The organism is Streptomyces sp. NPDC001443 (assembly GCF_053597355.1).
Window position 1 is genome coordinate 35,320 of sequence record NZ_JBSFIA010000002.1, and the last position, 18,300, is coordinate 53,619.

General features: G+C 68.3%; 15 protein-coding genes. 8 read left to right on the forward strand and 7 right to left on the reverse strand.

Annotation, left to right across the window (positions count from 1 at the left end):
- Positions 1–32: 32 nt before the first annotated feature.
- A complete protein-coding gene (locus ACWC24_RS03025; RefSeq protein WP_450661080.1) occupies positions 33–515 on the forward strand; it encodes an LppU/SCO3897 family protein in 483 nt (160 codons plus the stop codon).
- A gap of 136 nt (positions 516–651) precedes the next feature.
- On the opposite strand, the gene ACWC24_RS03030 is transcribed toward ACWC24_RS03025, so the two are convergent.
- A complete protein-coding gene (locus ACWC24_RS03030; RefSeq protein WP_450661081.1) occupies positions 652–2,094 on the reverse strand; it encodes a CCA tRNA nucleotidyltransferase in 1,443 nt (480 codons plus the stop codon).
- A 257-nt stretch (positions 2,095–2,351) separates the two neighbouring features.
- Between ACWC24_RS03030 and ACWC24_RS03035 the strand changes: the two genes are divergently transcribed.
- From ACWC24_RS03035 to trxA, 7 genes are all read left to right on the forward strand, one after another.
- Positions 2,352–4,784 carry a DUF6049 family protein gene (locus ACWC24_RS03035; RefSeq protein ID WP_450661082.1) on the forward strand — a complete coding sequence of 811 codons (2,433 nt, stop codon included), beginning with the start codon at positions 2,352–2,354 and terminating at the stop codon, positions 4,782–4,784.
- A 45-nt stretch (positions 4,785–4,829) separates the two neighbouring features.
- On the forward strand, positions 4,830–7,070 hold the full coding sequence (murJ, locus tag ACWC24_RS03040) for a murein biosynthesis integral membrane protein MurJ (protein WP_450661083.1): 2,241 nt from the start codon (positions 4,830–4,832) through the stop codon (positions 7,068–7,070).
- Positions 7,071–7,188: 118 nt separating this feature from the next.
- On the forward strand, positions 7,189–8,907 hold the full coding sequence (locus ACWC24_RS03045; protein WP_450661084.1) for a protein kinase family protein: 1,719 nt from the start codon (positions 7,189–7,191) through the stop codon (positions 8,905–8,907).
- Between the two features lie 27 nt (positions 8,908–8,934).
- Positions 8,935–9,660, forward strand: coding sequence for an RNA polymerase sigma factor SigM (sigM, locus tag ACWC24_RS03050; RefSeq protein WP_450661085.1), 726 nt, complete (start codon positions 8,935–8,937; stop codon positions 9,658–9,660).
- Positions 9,657–10,574 (forward strand): anti-sigma factor family protein, encoded by a 918-nt coding sequence (locus tag ACWC24_RS03055; RefSeq protein WP_450661086.1) that lies wholly within the window; start codon positions 9,657–9,659, stop codon positions 10,572–10,574. Before sigM ends, ACWC24_RS03055 begins: the two co-directional genes overlap by 4 nt.
- 178 nt (positions 10,575–10,752) lie before the next feature.
- The gene (trxB, locus tag ACWC24_RS03060; protein WP_450661087.1) at positions 10,753–11,721 is read left to right on the forward strand and encodes a thioredoxin-disulfide reductase; all 969 of its coding nucleotides are present in this window, start codon (positions 10,753–10,755) and stop codon (positions 11,719–11,721) included.
- A 39-nt stretch (positions 11,722–11,760) separates the two neighbouring features.
- Entirely contained in the window at positions 11,761–12,093 is a 333-nt protein-coding gene (gene trxA, locus ACWC24_RS03065) for a thioredoxin (protein ID WP_450661088.1), read from the forward strand.
- Between the two features lie 92 nt (positions 12,094–12,185).
- Here the strand turns inward: trxA and ACWC24_RS03070 are convergent, their stop codons facing one another.
- The 6 genes from ACWC24_RS03070 to yidC all read right to left on the reverse strand — a co-directional run bounded on the left by ACWC24_RS03070 (position 12,186) and on the right by yidC (position 18,298).
- Positions 12,186–12,803, reverse strand: coding sequence for a GNAT family N-acetyltransferase (locus ACWC24_RS03070; protein WP_450661089.1), 618 nt, complete (start codon positions 12,801–12,803; stop codon positions 12,186–12,188).
- Between the two features lie 332 nt (positions 12,804–13,135).
- Positions 13,136–14,236: a ParB/RepB/Spo0J family partition protein gene (locus ACWC24_RS03075; protein WP_450661090.1), complete on the reverse strand. Its 1,101-nt coding sequence runs from the start codon at positions 14,234–14,236 to the stop codon at positions 13,136–13,138.
- Entirely contained in the window at positions 14,233–15,306 is a 1,074-nt protein-coding gene (locus ACWC24_RS03080; protein WP_351609106.1) for a ParA family protein, read from the reverse strand. Before ACWC24_RS03080 ends, ACWC24_RS03075 begins: the two co-directional genes overlap by 4 nt.
- A gap of 332 nt (positions 15,307–15,638) precedes the next feature.
- Positions 15,639–16,355, reverse strand: a complete 717-nt coding sequence (gene rsmG / locus ACWC24_RS03085; protein ID WP_450661091.1) for a 16S rRNA (guanine(527)-N(7))-methyltransferase RsmG — start codon at positions 16,353–16,355, stop codon at positions 15,639–15,641.
- Positions 16,356–16,474: 119 nt separating this feature from the next.
- Positions 16,475–16,987, reverse strand: coding sequence for a Jag family protein (locus tag ACWC24_RS03090; RefSeq protein WP_450661092.1), 513 nt, complete (start codon positions 16,985–16,987; stop codon positions 16,475–16,477).
- Between the two features lie 15 nt (positions 16,988–17,002).
- Positions 17,003–18,298: a membrane protein insertase YidC gene (gene yidC / locus ACWC24_RS03095; RefSeq protein WP_450661093.1), complete on the reverse strand. Its 1,296-nt coding sequence runs from the start codon at positions 18,296–18,298 to the stop codon at positions 17,003–17,005.
- Positions 18,299–18,300 lie beyond the last annotated feature (2 nt).

The window sequence follows — 18,300 nt, forward strand, 5'->3', positions numbered from 1 at the left end:
CAGCGCACCCATGTTCTAGGGGGACTTCCGCCGTGACAACTCCGCCGCCGCAGGGCCAGAACCCGTACGCCCAGACGCCTCCCCCGCCCGCGGGGCAGCAGCCCGTCCCGCCGCAGGGGGCTCCCTACGCTCCGTTCCCCAACCAGGGTGGCGCTCCGGTTCCGCCTCCGGCCGCTCCGGCCAGGAACGCCGGCAAGAAGGTCATGCGCATAGTCGGCGGAATCGTCGTCGTCATCATCATCGGTCTCATCAAGTTCGGCATCGGCTTCTGGGCCAGCGAGACCGACGCGGAGACCACCTCGGTGGGCGCCTGCATGCACAACGACGGCTCGGACAACAACGCGGACCTCAACGAGGTCGACTGCTCCTCCAGCGACGCCCAGTACAAGGTCGTCAAGAAGTTCGATGGCACCAGTGACCAGGCGAAGTGCGAGGCCGTCACGGAAGCGACGATCTCCTACATCCAGTCCGGCGGCGGCCACGACGTCGTTCTCTGCCTGAGCGAAGTCAAGTAAGACACTCGGGGGGCAGGAGCAGGGGCGGTGTTTCACGTGAAACACCGCCCCTGCCTCATAGGAAACGGGGGCATGTTTCACGTGAAACATGCCCCCGTTTCGCGCACCGCCAGCTCCGCTGATGCTCCGCGCACGGTCAGCCCTGTTCGGCCCACCACTCCTTGAGCGCTGCCACCGCCGCATCGAACTCCATCGGCCCGTGCTCCAGTCGAAGCTCCAGGAGATGCTTGTACGCCTGCCCGACAGCCGGGCCGGGACCCACGCCCAGGATTTCCATGATCTGGTTACCGTCGAGGTCGGGCCGGATGGAGTCCAGTTCCTCCTGCTCCTTCAGCTGCGTGATGCGCTCCTCCAGGCCGTCGTAGGCCCGCGACAGCGCGGCGGCACGGCGCTTGTTCCGCGTGGTGCAGTCCGAGCGGGTCAGCTTGTGCAGGCGCTCGAGAAGAGGGCCGGCGTCCCGGACATAGCGACGGACGGCCGAGTCCGTCCACTCTCCGGTGCCGTAGCCGTGGAAGCGCAGATGCAGCTCAACCAGTCGTGAGACGTCCTTCACCAGTTCGTTGGAGTACTTGAGCGCGGTCATGCGCTTCTTGGTCATCTTCGCCCCGACCACTTCGTGGTGGTGGAACGAGACCCGGCCGTCCGTCTCGAAGCGCCGTGTACGGGGCTTGCCGATGTCGTGCAGCAGCGCGGCCAGCCGGAGGGTGAGGTCGGGACCGTCCGCCTCCAGCGCGATCGCCTGCTCCAGGACGATCAGGGTGTGCTCGTAGACGTCCTTGTGCCGGTGGTGCTCGTCACTCTCCAGACGCAGCGCCGGAAGCTCGGGAAGCACATGATCGGCCAGGCCCGTGTCGACGAGCAGGCTCAGCCCCTTGCGCGGGTGCGCGGACAGGATGAGCTTGTTCAGCTCGTCCCGTACCCGCTCCGCCGAGACGATCTCGATCCGGCCGGCCATCTCCTTCATCGCGGCGACGACCTCGGGGGCGACCTCGAAGTCGAGCTGGGCCGCGAAGCGCGCGGCCCGCATCATCCGCAGCGGGTCGTCGGAGAAGGAGTCCTGCGGGGTGCCCGGGGTGCGCAGTACACGGGCCGCAAGGTCCGCGCGGCCGCCGTGCGGATCGATGAACTCCTTCGCCGGCAGCGCCACGGCCATCGCGTTCACCGTGAAGTCGCGGCGGACGAGATCCTCCTCGATGGAGTCCCCGTAGGAGACCTCGGGCTTGCGCGAGGTCCGGTCGTACGCCTCGGAGCGGTAGGTGGTCACCTCGATCTGGTATCCGTCCTTCTGCGCCCCGACCGTGCCGAACGCGATCCCGACCTCCCACAGGGCGTCCGCCCAGGGCCGGACGATCTTCAGTACCTCCTCGGGGCGGGCGTCGGTCGTGAAGTCCAGATCATTGCCGAGCCGGCCGAGCAGCGCGTCCCGGACCGACCCGCCGACCAGGGCGAGGGAGAACCCGGCCTCCTGGAAACGGTGGGCGAGCTCGTCGGCGACAGGAGCGACCCGCAGCAGTTCGCTGACCGCGTGGCGCTGCCCCTGGCTGAGGGCACTGGAGGTGTCTTCGTTGGCGTTCGGCACAACAGAAGAGGGTACGTGGCCGGGGCGACCGGAGGCGTCCGCATTAATCACGTACAGACATCCCGGCCGATACGCTCGCAGAGTGCGCCTTTGTGAGCCTAGATCGAAGGTTCTCTTCATATCGGCCGATAGGGGTCCGGTACTCCGACGGCCCCCGATCTTGTAGTGCAGTCCGCGGCACTTCCCCTCAGCGCACATCGTTACCATGCGTGGACGCACATTCCAACGACCACTGACGACGAGGGACGGGCGAGCGCGTGGCCGAGGCGGCAGACTTCCAGGGGACGAGTCCCTCACCTGCCCGCCGGTTGCTGCGGTGCACCGGAGCACTGCTCGCCGGCGCACCGTTGCTGGCCGGTCTGCTCCAGCTGCCCGCTGCCCCCTCCGCGCAGGCCGCGGGCCAGGACTCCGCCCGGGTGGCCTCCGGCTCCCGCACCGTGTCCGTCTCCGTCGACACGCTCACCCCGTCCGTGCCGACCGACGGGGACACCGTGACCGTCTCCGGCACGGTGACGAACAACGGCAAGCAGGCGGTCAGCGACGCCCATGTGGGCCTGCGCGTGGGTTCCGTGCTGACCACCCGCTCGGCGATCGACAGCACCGCCGACCGGACCGGTTACTCGGGCGAGGACGGCTCGGAGGTCGGCGGCTCGTACGTGCAGGAGTTCCCCGAGCTCGCTCCGGGCGTCGCGCAGCACTTCAGCATCTCCGTACCGGTCGACAAGCTGGACCTCGGCAAGGACGGCATCTACCCGCTCGGCGTCTCCCTCTCCGGGCAGACGGCCGCGCAGCCGTGGGAGCAGGTGCTGGGCATCCAGCGGACGTTCCTGCCGTGGCAGCCGGACGAGGCGGACACGAAGACGAGGACGACGGTCCTGTGGCCGCTGATCTCGACCGTCCACATGACGGCGGAGACCGGCTCGAACGAGCAGCAGACGCCGGTGTTCCTCAACGACGACCTGGCCCAGGAGATCTCCCCGGGCGGCCGTCTCGACCAGCTTCTGTCCCTGGGCAAGAGCCTGGACGTCACCTGGGTGATCGACCCGGACCTGCTCGCCTCCGTCGACGCCATGACCCGCAGCTACAAGGTGCGGGGCCCCGAGAACACCACCACGGCGGGCACCCACCAGGCGATCGCCAAGGCCTGGCTGGCCGAACTGCAGAAGGCGGTGGTGGACAAGGACGTCGTAGCCCTGCCCTTCGCCGACCCCGACCTCGCGGCCCTCGCCCACAACGGCACGAGTGTCACCGGCCCGCTCAGCCACCTCAAGGCGGCCTCCGACGTGGTCACCAACACGGTGGAGCCGATTCTCCATGTGACACCGAACACAGACTTCGCCTGGCCCGTCGACGGCGCCGTCGACCCGTCGATCGTCAAGGTCGCCACCTCCGCGGGCGCCGACAAGGTGATCGCGCGCAGCGACAGCCTGGTGGAGACCGGCGACCTGTCCTACACCCCCTCGGCCGCCCGTCCCCTCGGCGGCGGCACCACGGCGGTGGTGGCGGACTCACGGCTGTCCAAGGCGTTCCAGGGCGATCTGACGAAGGCCTCGGACTCCACGCTCGCCGTGCAGCGATTCCTGGCCCAGAGCCTCGCGCTCAACCTCCAGACCGACAAACAGCGCAGCATCGTCGTGGCACCGCAGCGCATGCCGTCCGGCAGCCAGGCGCAGGTGATGGCCGCGGCCCTGACCGCCCTCCAGAGCGGCAACTGGTCCCAGTCGCAGGAGCTCACGGCGACCGCCAAGGCCAAGCCGGACCCGGGCGCCACGACCAAGATCCCCTCGGCGTCGAAGTACCCCGCCGCACTGCGCGGGAAGGAACTGCCGCGGTCGGCCTTCGCGCAGATCGCCGGCACCCAGGACACGCTCGACAACTTCCAGGTGATCCTCTCCGACGAGTCCCGCGTCGTGACCCCGTTCGGCCGGGCGCTGAACCGTGAGATGTCCACGTCGTGGCGGGGCCGGCCGGTCGAGGCGAGCACGTTCCGCCAGGACGTCGAGACCTACCTCGACACGCTCACCGCCCAGGTCAAGCTGATCGACAAGTCCGACACCAAACTCTCCGGGCGCAGCGCCACGATCCCCGTGACCGTGCAGAACAACCTGGTGCAGGGTGTCGACCATCTGGTGCTGCGGCTCACCTCGACCAACTCGACCCGGCTCAAGATCGGCGGCAAGCCGTACTCCGAGCAGCCCATCGCGGTCTCCGGCGGGCACAGCCAGACGGTGAAGTTCCCCACGTCCGCCAACGTCAACGGCCAGACCACGGTGATCGCCCAGCTGTACACGCAGGACGGCCAGGAGTACGGCGCACCGGTGACCTTCGACGTGAAGGTCACCGAGATCACGGCCACGGTGATGCTGGTCATCGGCGGTGGCGTCCTGCTTCTGGTTCTCGCCGGGTTCCGCATGTACACCCAGCGCAAGCGCGCGGCGGCCCGGGAGGGCCAGGAGGACGGCCCCGACGAGGGCGGTGAGGCCGACGAACCGACCGGAGGCCCGTCGGACTCCGAAGGCCCGTCGGACCTCGAAGGCCCGTTGAACCCTGAGGGGCCCCGCGGCCGTCTCAGGGAAGAGTCCGCCGGCCGGTCCGGGGCAGACGATCCGGAGCAGCCGAGTGACCCGACACCGGACACCGCAGCGGAAAGCGCAGACCCGTCCGGCACGGGTGAGAGAGTGGACCGTTGAGGATGTCGTGGCCGGTGGGCCCGGGACGATGAGGTGGGGCAATCCATGAACGCGCCGTACGACGGTGACCGCGGCCAGGCCGCGGGCGGCTCGGGCCACCCCGAGGGCCCGCCGCCCGAGCATGGCCAGGTGCCGCCGCAGCACCCGGCGGACATGTACCTCCAGGACGCCTACGACCAGGACCCCTACCGGGCGCAGGACCTCTCCGCCCAGGACCCGGTCGCCGAGGCGCTCTACGACCGTGCCGCGCACCCTCCGCCGCCGCCGGGCACGTACGAGCCGCAGCAGCCGCTGTACGGCCGACCGCAGCAGTCGCCGTACGCTCCCGACCCGCGGGTCTGGGCACAGACCCCCGCGCCGGAGCCGGCCGGTCCGACCCAGTACCTGCCGTTCGGCGAGGACCCCCGCACCACCCAGTTCGTGGGCGTCGACGACCTGGTGACCCAGGCCGGTGAGGAGCGTCACGGGACGGACGCCTTCGCCCACCTCTTCCAGGACCAGCAACAGGGCTCCGTACGCCCGCCGGTGGACGCCATGGCCGCGCCCGGACCTGCCGACCCGCCGGTGGCGGTTCAGGGGCCCGTGGGGCACCACCAGGCGCCGTCGGCGCCTCCCGTGGCCGAGACTCCCGCGCCTGCTCCCGCCGCGAAGAAGGGCGGGCGGGCCTCGGGCCTGCTGAAGTCGAGCGCCGTCATGGCCGCGGGCACGATGGTCTCCCGCCTCACCGGCTTCGTCCGCTCCGCGCTGATCGTCTCCGCCCTCGGTCTCGGCCTCCTCGGCGACTCCTTCCAGGTCGCCTATCAGCTGCCGACGATGATCTACATCCTGACCGTCGGCGGTGGCCTCAACTCGGTCTTCGTCCCGCAGCTCGTACGGGCGATGAAGGAGGACGAGGACGGCGGCGAGGCCTTCGCCAACCGGCTGCTGACCCTGGTGATGGTGGCACTCGGCGCGCTCACCGCGCTGGCGATGTTCGCCGCGCCGCTCCTGGTCCGCATGCTCTCGATCCCGGTCGCCAACGACCCTGCGGCCGACGCCGTCGCCGTCACCTTCACCCGTTACTTCCTGCCCTCGATCTTCTTCATGGGCGTGCACGTGGTGATGGGGCAGATCCTCAACGCGCGCGGCCGGTTCGGCGCGATGATGTGGACCCCGGTCCTGAACAACATCGTCATCATCGTGACCCTCGGCATGTTCATCTGGGTCTACGGCACCGCCGGCAGCTCCGGGATGACGGCGGGCAACATCCCGCCGGAGGGCCAGCGACTGCTCGGCATCGGTGTCCTGCTCGGCCTCGTCGTGCAGGCCCTGGCGATGATCCCCTACCTGCGGGAGACCGGCTTCCGGCTGCGGCTGCGCTTCGACTGGAGGGGCCACGGCCTCGGCAAGGCCGCGATGCTCGCCAAGTGGACGGTGCTGTTCGTCCTCGCCAACCAGGCGGGCGCCATGGTCGTCACCCAGCTGTCCACCGCCGCGGGCAAGGACTCGAACGTCGCGGGCACCGGCTTCGCCGCCTACGCCAACGCCCAGCTGATCTGGGGCCTGCCGCAGGCCATCATCACCGTCTCCCTGATGGCCGCGCTGCTGCCGCGGATCTCCCGCTCCGCGGCCGAGGGCGACGGCGGCGCCGTCCGCGACGACATCTCCCAGGGTCTGCGCACCACGGCCGTCGCGATCGTGCCCATCGCCTTCGGCTTCCTCGCCCTCGGCATCCCGATGTGCACGCTGATCTTCGGCTCCTCGGGCACCAGCGAAGCCACCAACATGGGCTTCATGCTGATGGCCTTCGGTCTCGGCCTGATCCCCTACTCCGTGCAGTACGTGGTCCTGCGCGCCTTCTACGCCTACGAAGACACCAGGACCCCCTTCTACAACACGGTCATCGTGGCCGCGGTCAACGCGGGTGCCTCGCTGCTGTGCTACTTCCTGGTCCCGGCGCGCTGGGCCGTGGTCGGCATGGCCGCCGCGTACGGCCTCGCCTACGCCATCGGCGTCGGTATCGCCTGGCACCGGCTGCGCAAGCGTCTGGGCGGCGACCTGGACGGCACGCGCGTGCTGCGCACCTACGCGCGGCTGTGCATCGCCTCGGTACCGGCCGCTCTGCTGGCCGGAGCGGCCTGTTACGGCATCGCGCAGACGCTGGGTCAGGGAGCCGGGGGTTCCTTCGCCGCTCTGCTGGTCGGCGGTGTCGTTCTGCTCGGCGTCTTCTACCTGGCGGCCCGCCGCATGCGTATCGAGGAGCTCAACTCCCTCGTCGGCATGGTGCGCGGGCGCCTGGGGCGCTGAGGTGGGGGCAGGCGCACAACCATCGTGCGCCATCGTGTGTCGTGCATAGCAGCGGACTGTGGGCACAATTGGATTCGACGTCGTAAGGCGCGCAATGGATGGGGAGGCAGGGACGACGGTGGCAGAACGGAGTACGGCTGCCGTCGACGTGGCAGACAACGGCGGCGACAAGCCGCTGGCCGCGCAGGCGGACCAGTCCACGGCCGACGGGGAGGCCCAGAACCGGGAGCGGGACACGGACATCGACGGGGTACAGGGGAGTGGCGGGACCGAAAGTCCCGAAAAAGCCTCACCGCCCGAACTGCACAGCGGCCACAAACTCGCCAGGCGCTACCGCCTCGAAGAGTGCATCACCCGTCTGGACGGATTCAGCAGTTGGCGCGCGGTCGACGAGAAACTCCGTCGCGCCGTCGGCGTCCACATCCTGCCGGCGGACCATACGCGGGCCCGGTCGGCACTGGCCGCCGCCCGTTCCTCCGCGCTGCTGGGTGATCCCCGGTTCGTGCAGGTGCTGGACGCCGTCGAGGAGAACGACCTCGTCTACGTCGTCCACGAGTGGCTGCCCGACGCGACCGAGCTGACCGCGCTGCTGTCCGCCGGCCCGCTGGAGCCGCACGACGCCTACCAGATGGTCAGCCAGATCGCCGGAGCCATGGCCGCGGCCCACCGTGAGGGTCTCGCGCATCTGCGCCTGAACCCCAACGCCGTGCTGCGCACATCCAGCGGCCAGTGGCGCATCCGTGGCCTCGCCGTGAACGCCGCGCTGCGCGGCATCAGTTCCGACACCCCGCAGCGCACCGACACCGAGGCGATCGGCGCCCTGCTGTACGCGGCCCTCACCCAGCGCTGGCCGTACGAGAACGACGCCTACGGCCTGTCCGGCCTGCCCAAGGACGTCGGCCTCATCGCCCCCGACCAGGTGCGCGCCAACATCCACCGCGGGCTGTCCGAGCTGGCCATGCGCGCGCTCGCCAACGACGGTGCCACCGCATCGCGTCACGAGGCCGCTTGCACGACACCCGAAGAGCTGGTGAAGGCGATCGGCGAGATGCCCCGCATCCGTCCGCCGGAGCCCGCGTTCGCCGGACCGCCCGAGTACCAGCGCACGACGTACCAGCAGGGCACCTACGGGCGCCCTGCGGCGCATCCTGGGGTCACCCAGCAGCTGCCGCCGACTCCGCCGCCACCGCTGCAGAGCCGTACCGGCAAGGCCCTGAAGTGGGCCGTCTCGGCACTTCTGATCGCCGCTCTCGGCCTGGGCAGCTGGCAGTTGGCGGACGCCCTGATGGACCAGGGCAACTCGCCCGACGACACCAGTCAGACGACGGACGACGGCGACAAGGCCACGGAGTCGGCCAAGCCTGCCCCCAAGCCGATCACCATCCGGGGTGCGTTGGAGTACTTCCCGGACGGCAAGCCCCAGCACGCCGACGAAGTGAAGCTCACCTATGACGGCGACCCTTCCACCTACTGGCGTTCGTACCGGTTCTCCGACGGGCCCGAGCTCGCTCCCTACAAGGAGGGCGTGGGCATCGTCTACGACCTCGGCTCCGCCCAGGACGTGTCGGCAGCCTCGATAGGGCTGGACTACGGCGGCGACCACACGACGGTGTCCCTGTATGCCACCGATTCGCTGTCGTCGTCGGCACCTCTCAGCTCCATGACGCAGTTCGCCGAAGCCAGCACCTCGGGCACCGAACTGAAGATCACTGCCAAGAAGGCGGCTAAGACGCGGTACGTGCTCGTCTGGATGACTGCCATGCCCTATTCGGGCCAGAAGGGGTACAGCGGCCCCGGCTACAAGCAGGCCATCACCGATGTGAAGTTCACGGGCTGACGTCTCACCGAGGGGGGAGGGGGTCCGATGGCAGATGGCACCGCGTACGGCGACACCAGCGATCAGGACCTCCTCACCCGTCATACGGCGGGGGATCCTGACGCCTTCGGTGAGCTCGTACGGCGCCATCGCGACCGCCTCTGGGCGGTCGCGCTGCGTACCCTGGGCGACCGCGAGGAGGCCGCCGACGCCGTTCAGGACGCCCTCGTCTCCGCCTACCGGGCCGCCCACACCTTCCGCGGCCAGTCGGCTGTCACGACGTGGCTGCACCGCATCACGGTGAACGCCTGTCTCGACCGCGCCCGCAAGGCGGCCTCCCGCAAGACCTCGCCGGTCGACGACACCGAGCGCCTGGAACAGCTACTGGAGCCGCACGAGTCGGCCTCGGCCCCCGCCGAGCGCAACGATCTGCACCGCGAACTCCTGGAGGCGCTGGGGACACTCCCGCCCGATCAGCGGGCCGCTCTCGTCCTCGTCGACATGCAGGGCTACCCCGTCGCCGAAGCCGCCCGTGTGCTCGACGTACCGACCGGGACGGTGAAAAGTCGCTGCGCCCGGGGCAGAGCCAGACTCCTTCCGCTGCTCACTCACCTGCGGCCGGAAAAGACCGGTGCCGACGACGGCGTGAGCCAGGGGCGGAACCGGACGGAGGGGACATCCGTCCCACCGGCAGCGGGACCGCACGACGAGGATTCCCGTGATCCGGGATCAAGCGACTCAGCTGCTGTGAAGGGCGGAGGTGGGCGAGCGTGACATCCACGACGGACATGGCCGGGCACCCGGACGTCGCGGAGATCTCCGACCTCACCGAAGGTCTGCTGCCACCGTCCCGCATCACGCAGGTACGCCGGCACCTGAACCGGTGCGAGCTCTGCGCGGATGTCCACGCTTCCTTGGAAGAAATCCGGGAGCTACTCGGCACGGTCCCCGGACCGCCCCGCATGTCCGCCGACGTCGCGGGGCGTATCGACGCCGCTCTCGCCGCCGAGGCGCTGCTCAACGCCACGGCACCCACCACCGACGGCTCCCCGGCTCCGACGGCCTCTCCTCGGCCTGCTTCCCCCGTGGACGACAGCCCGCATGTTTCACGTGAAACATCGGCCACCACGGACCGCCCTTCAGGCCATGCGCGCACCGCCTCCACCGGACCGGGACGCAGGAACGGCCGAGTGCGCGGGCGCCGCAGGGTGGTTGTCCTGGGGGTGGCCTGCACCGCCGCCGTCCTGGCCGTGGGCTCCGTACTGCTGTCCTCCCTCTGGAACAACACCCCGTCCGGAAACACGGCCCGCGGGCACCGGTCCACGGCCGCGGACACCTTCTCCGAAGGAAAGCTCGAAGGCCAGGTCACCACTCTCCTCGCCCAGAGCACAGGCAGCACGCAGGCTCCGGACAACCTCGGCGCGGAGACCGCTCCCGGCACGGTGAAACCGAAGATCTTCCGCCAACCCACGATCCCGCCCTGCATCCAGAAGGGCATCGGTCGCAACGACGCGGCGCTCGCGACCGAGCAGGGCATCTACCAGGGGACGGACGCACTTCTCGTGGTACTCCCCAACCCGTCCGACAGCAACCGGGTCACCGTCTACATCGTGGATACGAACTGTGTGAGCCACCCGTCGGCCGCCCCGGCCAAGGTGCTGCTCACCCACTCCTACACGCGCTCCTGAGCCCGCACACCGCGTCCCAGGCTTCTCTCCTTCCTCTGTGGTGTCCCGTTCGGTGACGCGTATGCGTGTGCGCGGACACAGCGGGAATGCGCGCCCCTTAGGATCCGTTGGTGGGGTGAGAGTCCCGAGAGGGTCTCCACCGGCCGTACGACGCAGTCCAGAGACGAGGAATCAAGTCGTGAGCGACGTCCGTAACGTGATCATCATCGGTTCGGGGCCCGCCGGGTACACGGCGGCGCTGTACACCGCACGCGCGTCGCTGAAGCCGCTGGTGTTCGAGGGCGCCGTCACCGCGGGTGGCGCGCTGATGAACACCACCGAGGTGGAGAACTTCCCCGGTTTCCGGGACGGGATCATGGGCCCTGAGCTCATGGACAACATGCGCGCCCAGGCCGAGCGTTTCGGCGCGGAGCTGATCCCGGACGATGTCGTCTCCGTCGACCTGACCGGTGGCATCAAGACCGTCACGGACACCTCGGGCACGGTCCACAAGGCCAAGGCCGTCATCGTCACCACCGGCTCGCAGCACCGCAAGCTCGGTCTGCCCAACGAGGACGCTCTCTCCGGCCGCGGCGTCTCGTGGTGCGCCACCTGTGACGGGTTCTTCTTCAAGGACCAGGACATCGCCGTGATCGGCGGCGGTGACACCGCGATGGAGGAGGCTACCTTCCTCTCCCGGTTCGCCAAGTCCGTGACGATCGTGCACCGCCGCGACACCCTGCGCGCCTCCAAGGCGATGCAGGAGCGCGCCTTCGCCGACCCGAAGATCAAGTTCGTCTGGGACAGCGAGGTCGCCGAGATCCACGGTGACCCGAAGCTGGCCGGCCTGAAGCTGCGCAACCTCAAGACCGGCGAGCTGTCCGACCTTGCGGTCACCGGCCTGTTCATCGCGATCGGCCACGACCCGCGTACCGAGCTGTTCAAGAGCCAGCTCGACCTCGACGACGAGGGCTACCTCAAGGTCGCCGCACCGTCCACGCGTACCAACCTGACGGGTGTCTTCGCCGCCGGTGACGTGGTCGACCACACCTACCGCCAGGCGATCACCGCTGCCGGCACCGGCTGCTCCGCCGCCCTCGACGCCGAGCGCTTCCTCGCCGCTCTGGCGGACGAAGAGCAGGCCGAGCCCGAGACGACCTCTGTCTGACCCCCTCCCTCCCCACGCACAACCAGTAAGGAGCCCGCTGTGGCCGGCACTCTGAAGAACGTGACTGACGCTTCCTTCGACGAGGACGTCCTCAAGAGCGACAAGCCCGTCCTGGTGGACTTCTGGGCCGCTTGGTGCGGTCCGTGCCGCCAGATCGCACCCTCGCTCGAGGCGATCGCCGCCGAGTACGGCGAGAAGATCGAGATCGTCAAGCTCAACATCGACGAGAACCCGGACACGGCGGCCAAGTACGGCGTCATGTCGATCCCGACCCTGAACGTCTACCAGAACGGCGAGGTCGCCAAGACCATCGTCGGCGCGAAGCCGAAGGCCGCTATCCTCCGCGACCTTGAGGACTTCATCGCCGAGTAACGTTCGGAGCTGTCTAGCCGACGGCGCATGTTTCACGTGAAACACGAATGGGCCAACCCGGATGGGTTGGCCCATTCGTATATCAGCCATAGCTACAGCGGCCGCAGCGCCGGCTCCTTCTGCACTGCCCCCAGCAAGCGGTCCAGCGCCATCTCGACGTCTTCCTTCCAGGAGAGTGTCGTCCGCAGCTCCAGACGCAGTCGTGGAGACGTGGGATGCGGGCGGACCGTCTTGAAGCCCACGGCGAGCAAATGGTCGGCAGGCAGCACACAAGCCGGCTCTTTCCAGCGGGCATCACCGAAGGCTTCGATCGCCTTGAAGCCACGACGCAACAGATCCTTGGCCACTGTCTGCACCATCACCCGGCCCAGTCCCTGCCCCTGGTAGCCCGGCATGATGAAGGCGGTCATCAGCTGCACAGCGTCCGGCGAGACGGGGCTTGTGGGAAAGGCAGTGGAGCGGGGCACGTAAGCAGGCGGCGCGTAGAGCACAAAGCCCACCGGCACATCGTCGACGTAGACGACCCGACCGCACGATCCCCAGTCCAGGAGGACCCCGGAGATCCAGGCTTCCTTCTCCGGGGCAGATGTACCGGCCTTCAGCGCGGCTTCACCACTGACAGGGTCCAGCTCCCAGAAGACACACGAGCGACAGCGCTGGGGAAGGTCCTGAACGTTGTCCAGCGTGAGCGGTACGAGCCGACGCCCCATGAAGGCTGTTCCTCGCTTCCTTCGCCCGCTGCCTCGCGGGCGGCTGCCAGAGCGTTCCGTTCCCTGAGCAGGCTGCCGACGAACCCGCCTACCGCGCCCAGTCCAAGCGTCACGCTCATCAGTCCGGTCCGGCCCATCGTTCGCATGGCCCCGGCCTCCCCATCAGAGGTGCTGCCAAAGGTGAATGCGCCTTACCCCCTCGCATCGTATCCACGATGCGATTACGTCGATACCGCCTGAAAGCAAAGAGCAGGCCGTGTTCCGGCATACACCGGACACGGCCTGCTCTGGCTGGCCGGGCAGGCTCAACCGCGCTGCCGGCCCAGACGGACTCAGTCCTCCGACTCGGCGGACTCGCTCTCCTGGAGGTCCTGCTGAAGGACCGGGCCCTCGCCCGGAGCAAGCGATCCCAGGATCCGCTCCAGATCCTCCATGGAGGCGAACTCCACGGTGATCTTGCCCTTCTTCTGCCCCAGGTCTACCTTCACCCGGGTCTCGAAACGGTCCGAGAGACGAGTCGCGAGATCGGACAGTGCGGGAGACACCCGTGCTCCCGCCCGCGGGCTCTTGGACCGCTGGGCCGTCTGCGGCCGCGACCCCATGAGGGTCACGATCTCCTCGACAGCACGCACCGAGAGCCCCTCGGCCACGATCCGGTGGGCCAGACGGTCCTGCTCCTCCGAGTCATCGACCGAGAGCAGAGCCCGAGCATGTCCGGCGGAGAGCACTCCGGCGGCCACACGACGCTGGACGGACGGCGAAAGCTTCAGCAGACGCAGGGTGTTGGAGACCTGAGGGCGGGACCGGCCGATGCGGTCAGCCAACTGGTCGTGGGTGCAGTTGAAGTCCTTCAGCAACTGGTCATAGGCCGCCGCCTCTTCCAGCGGATTCAGCTGCGCCCGGTGCAGGTTCTCCAGGAGCGCGTCCAGGAGGAGCTTTTCGTCGTCCGTGGCTCGCACGATCGCCGGGATCGCCTCAAGCCCCGCCTCGCGGCAGGCCCTCCAGCGCCGCTCGCCCATGATGAGCTCGTAGCGCGCGGGACCCAGCTGACGTACGACGACCGGCTGAAGGAGACCGACCTCCTTGATGGAGGTGATCAGCTCCTGAAGGGCGTCCTCGTCGAACACCTCACGCGGCTGCCGGGGGTTCGGTGTGATGAAGTCGAGCGGCAGCTCGGCGAAGTGCGCACCCAGCGGAGGTGCGGGCGTCTCCACGACACCGCTCAGCGCCAGATCTTCGGTTTCACGTGAAACAGACGGCAACGTGGCCACCTTGGCCGCAGCCACACCACGGTCCGCGGTCAGTACCGGAACCGGTCCAGGAGCCGCAGAAGCGGCTCCCCCTATGGCGGGCGGAGTCGGCGTCGTCTCCGTCGGCGCAGCAGGGATCAGCGCGCCGAGCCCACGGCCCAGCCCCCTCCGTCGCTCACTCACTGGATCCCCTCCACCATGCTCGGGTCGCTCTGAGCGCCGATGTGGGCGTGTGTCGCGTCATAGCGGACGCCCACACCCCTCAGCGCAATTTCTCGTGCCGCCTCAAGGTAGGAGAGGGCACCGCTCGATCCTGGATCGTAGGTCAGCACCGTCTGCCCATAACTCGGCGCCTCGGAGATACGGACCGAGCGAGGAATGCTCGTCCGCAGCACCTCCTCACCGAAGTGGGTGCGCACCTCTTCCGCGACCTGGGACGCCAGGCGCGTCCGGCCGTCGTACATGGTGAGCAGGATGGTCGACACGTGCAGGACGGGGTTGAGGTGCCCCCGTACCAGGTCGACGTTGCGCAGCAGCTGCCCCAGGCCTTCCAGCGCGTAGTACTCGCACTGGATCGGGATGAGGACCTCTTGGCCCGCGACCATCGCGTTGACCGTCAGCAGACCGAGTGAGGGCGGGCAGTCGATGAGGATGTAGTCCAGCGGCTGCTCATACGCCTGGATCGCCCGCTGAAGGCGGCTCTCGCGTGCCACCAGGGACACCAGCTCGATCTCGGCACCGGCGAGATCGATCGTGGCGGGGGCACAGAAGAGACCCTCGACATCCGGGACGGGCTGGACGACCTCGGCCAGAGGCTTGCTGTCGACCAGAACGTCATAGATGGACGGGACCTCTGCGTGATGGTCGATCCCCAGGGCGGTGGATGCGTTGCCCTGCGGGTCGAGGTCGATCACGAGGACGCGGCCACCGTGCAGGGCCAGGGAAGCGGCAAGGTTGACGGTGGTCGTCGTCTTGCCCACGCCACCCTTCTGGTTGGCCACGACCATGACACGGGTCTGGTGAGGCCGTGGCAGACCCTCACCGGCACGACCGAGAGCCTCCACCGCCAATTGGGCAGCACGACCGATCGGTGTGTCGTCCATGGGGGGCGGTGTTTCACGTGAAACATCCTCCCCCATCGACTCGGTACGGGGACCGGGGACCGGATCGGTCATCGGTCCCGCGATGTTGGCGTCGGACCGCAAGGATTCACTCTCCTCGACTTCAAGCTCGCAATGAACAGAGCCTCCCATGTCTTCGGGGTCGTGAACCAGTGAGCCCTGGGGTTCTGTGGAGAAATCCACCTCTGTGGACAACTCCGTGCCCCCTACGAGGGACATCTCAGCCCCGGAGGCAGGGGCCTGGCCGCGGGATCCAAGAGGCTTACGGTCGCGAGGTTGGGCCGCGGCGTGGCCTCGGCTGATGATTCCGTACAGCAGGGAGCGACGTTTCACGTGAAACAAGATGCACAGCGGTTGTGGCTGGGCCTTCGCGACACTCCGAGCTGCGTAGACGGGGAAGCTTGTGTGGAGTAGGTCTCACCCTCACGAAGGATCAGAGACACTCATCACAGTGGACTTCAGTACTAGCGACGCCGCCGCGTTCGACTGGTCCGGGCAGCCTTCGCACGCTTCGCCGCGAACCGTACGCCGCCGGGGCTTTCCCCGACCTCGACCCGGACCACCGTGGACAGCGGGTCCACGACGCCCTCACCCACATGCAGGATGGACGTCTCCACGGCGCCGAGCTTGCTCAGCGCCGTCGCGGCGCTCTTGAGCTCCTCCTCCGCGGTGTCGCCCTTGAGCGCCAGCATCTCCCCGTACGGCCGCAGCAGCGGGACGCCCCAGGTGGCCAGCCGGTCCAGCGGAGCCACAGCTCGGGCCGTCACGACATGGACCGGCTGGACCTTGCCCATGACTTCCTCCGCGCGGCCACGGACCACCGTCACATGGTCGAGCCCCAGGAGTTCGACCACCTCGGTCAGAAAGTTCGTACGCCGCAGCAAGGGCTCCAGAAGGGTGATCTTCAGGTCCTCCCGCACCAGCGCCAGCGGGATACCGGGCAGACCCGCGCCCGAGCCGACGTCGCACACCGTCACGCCCTCGGGCACGACCTCGGAAAGCACCGCACAGTTCAGCAGGTGCCTCTCCCACAGGCGGGGCACCTCGCGTGGGCCGATCAGCCCGCGCTGGACTCCTGCCTCAGCCAGGAGCTCGGCGTACCGGACCGCATCATCGAAACGATCGCCGAATACCTCACGCGCCTGCTCGGGCGCAGGGGGGAGCTCCGCTGCCTCCGTCACGGGGGACCGTCCTTCCGTACCGCATCGGCGCTCCGAGCGCCGACCACCAGAACCATCAGGCTGACAAAGATCGGCCCCGTCTGCGCAACAGACGGGGCCGGAGAGATGTACGTACCGAATCAGTTGGGCAGTACGACGACGAACCGCTGCGGTTCCTCGCCCTCGGACTCGCTGCGCAACCCCGCCGCCTTGACCGCGTCGTGCACGACCTTGCGCTCGAAGGGGGTCATCGGCTTCAGCTTCACCGGCTCACCGGTGTTCTTCGCCTCGGCCGCGGACTTGGCACCGAGCTCGGAGAGCTCGGCACGCTTCTGCGCGCGGTAGCCGGCGATGTCCAGCATCAGTCGGCTACGGTCCCCGGTCTCCCGGTGCACGGCCAGGCGGGTCAGTTCCTGGAGAGCCTCGAGCACCTCGCCGTCGCGGCCGACCAGCTTCTGCAGATCCCGGCCGCCGGCTTCGCTGATGATCGAGACCGAGGCGCGGTCGGCCTCGACGTCCATGTCGATGTCGCCGTCGAGATCAGCGATGTCCAGCAGACCCTCGAGGTAGTCCGCGGCAATCTCACCCTCCTGCTCCAGGCGGGACAGGGTGTCTGCACCCTCGACAGCGGCGGAGGTGGTGCCTTCCGTCACGGGATGGGCTCCTTCTTACTTCTTGGACGGGGACTTGGGGCGCTGCGGGCCCTTGCGCTGACCGGACTGGGCCCTGCTGCGGCTGCTGCCGGTACCGGGCTTCGCGGCCGGGTTCTTCGCGGCGGCAGCGGGCTTGGCGTCCTGCGGCTCGTCCTGCGGCTCGTCCTCGGACTTGCTCAGCGACGTCGTGGACTGCTCGGTCTCACCGGCCGGCTTCGTGGCACCGGTCTGACGCTGCGCCTTGGTCTGACGCTTGGGCTGCTGCCGCTTGGCCGCGGGCGCGGTCGACACGCCGTCCTCGGTCTGGAGAGCGACCTGGCTCTCGGCCTTGGCCACGTTGCCGTCGGCCTGCGCCGCGAGACCGGCCTTGCTCAGACCGTTGATGAACTTCCGCTCGAACTCGTTGCGGTCGCGGCCCTTGGACACGATGGCCTTGACGATGGCCTTCTCACGGCGGTTACGGGTCTTGCCGTGGTTCGTGACGTGCTTGTGCAGGCGCTCCAGGTACGCGGCCTGGGCCTTGGAACCCGGGGTCGGGTTGTTGTGGATGACGTACATCTGCTGGCCCATGGTCCACACGTTGGTGGTCAGCCAGTAGACGAGGACACCGACCGGGAAGTTGATGCCGAAGACGGCGAACATGACCGGGAAGACGTACATCAGCATCTTCTGCTGCTGCATGAACGGCGTCTTGACCGTCGTATCGACGTTCTTGGTCATCAGCTGGCGCTGCGTGTAGAACTGCGAGGCCGACATCAGAACGATCATGATCGCGGTGACGACCCGGACGTTGGTGATGTCAGCGCCGAGCTGGGAGACCGCGGCCGCGCTGTCGGTGAACTTCGCGGCGAGCGGGGCGCCGAAGATGTGGGCCTTACGAGCGCTGGCGAGCAGCTGCTCGTCGATCACACCGATCGTCGTACCGGTCGCGATGCCGTTGAGCACGTGGTACAGCGCGAAGAAGAACGGAGACTGCGCCAGGATGGGAAGGCACGAGGAGAGCGGGTTGGTACCCGTCTCCTTGTACAGCTTCATCATCTCTTCGGACTGGCGCTGCTTGTCGTTCTTGTAGCGCTCCTGGATCTTCTTCATCTCGGGCTGCAGCGTCTGCATGGCCCGGGTCGCCTTGATCTGCTTCACGAAGAGCGGGATCAGGCAGATGCGGATCAGGATCACCAGGGACACGATGGACAGGCCCCAGGCCCAGCCCGTGTCGGGGCCGAAGACCTTCCCGTACACCGAGTGGAACTGGACGATGACCCAGGAAACGGGTGTCGTGATGAAGCTGAAGAGGCTGGCAATCGTGTCCACTA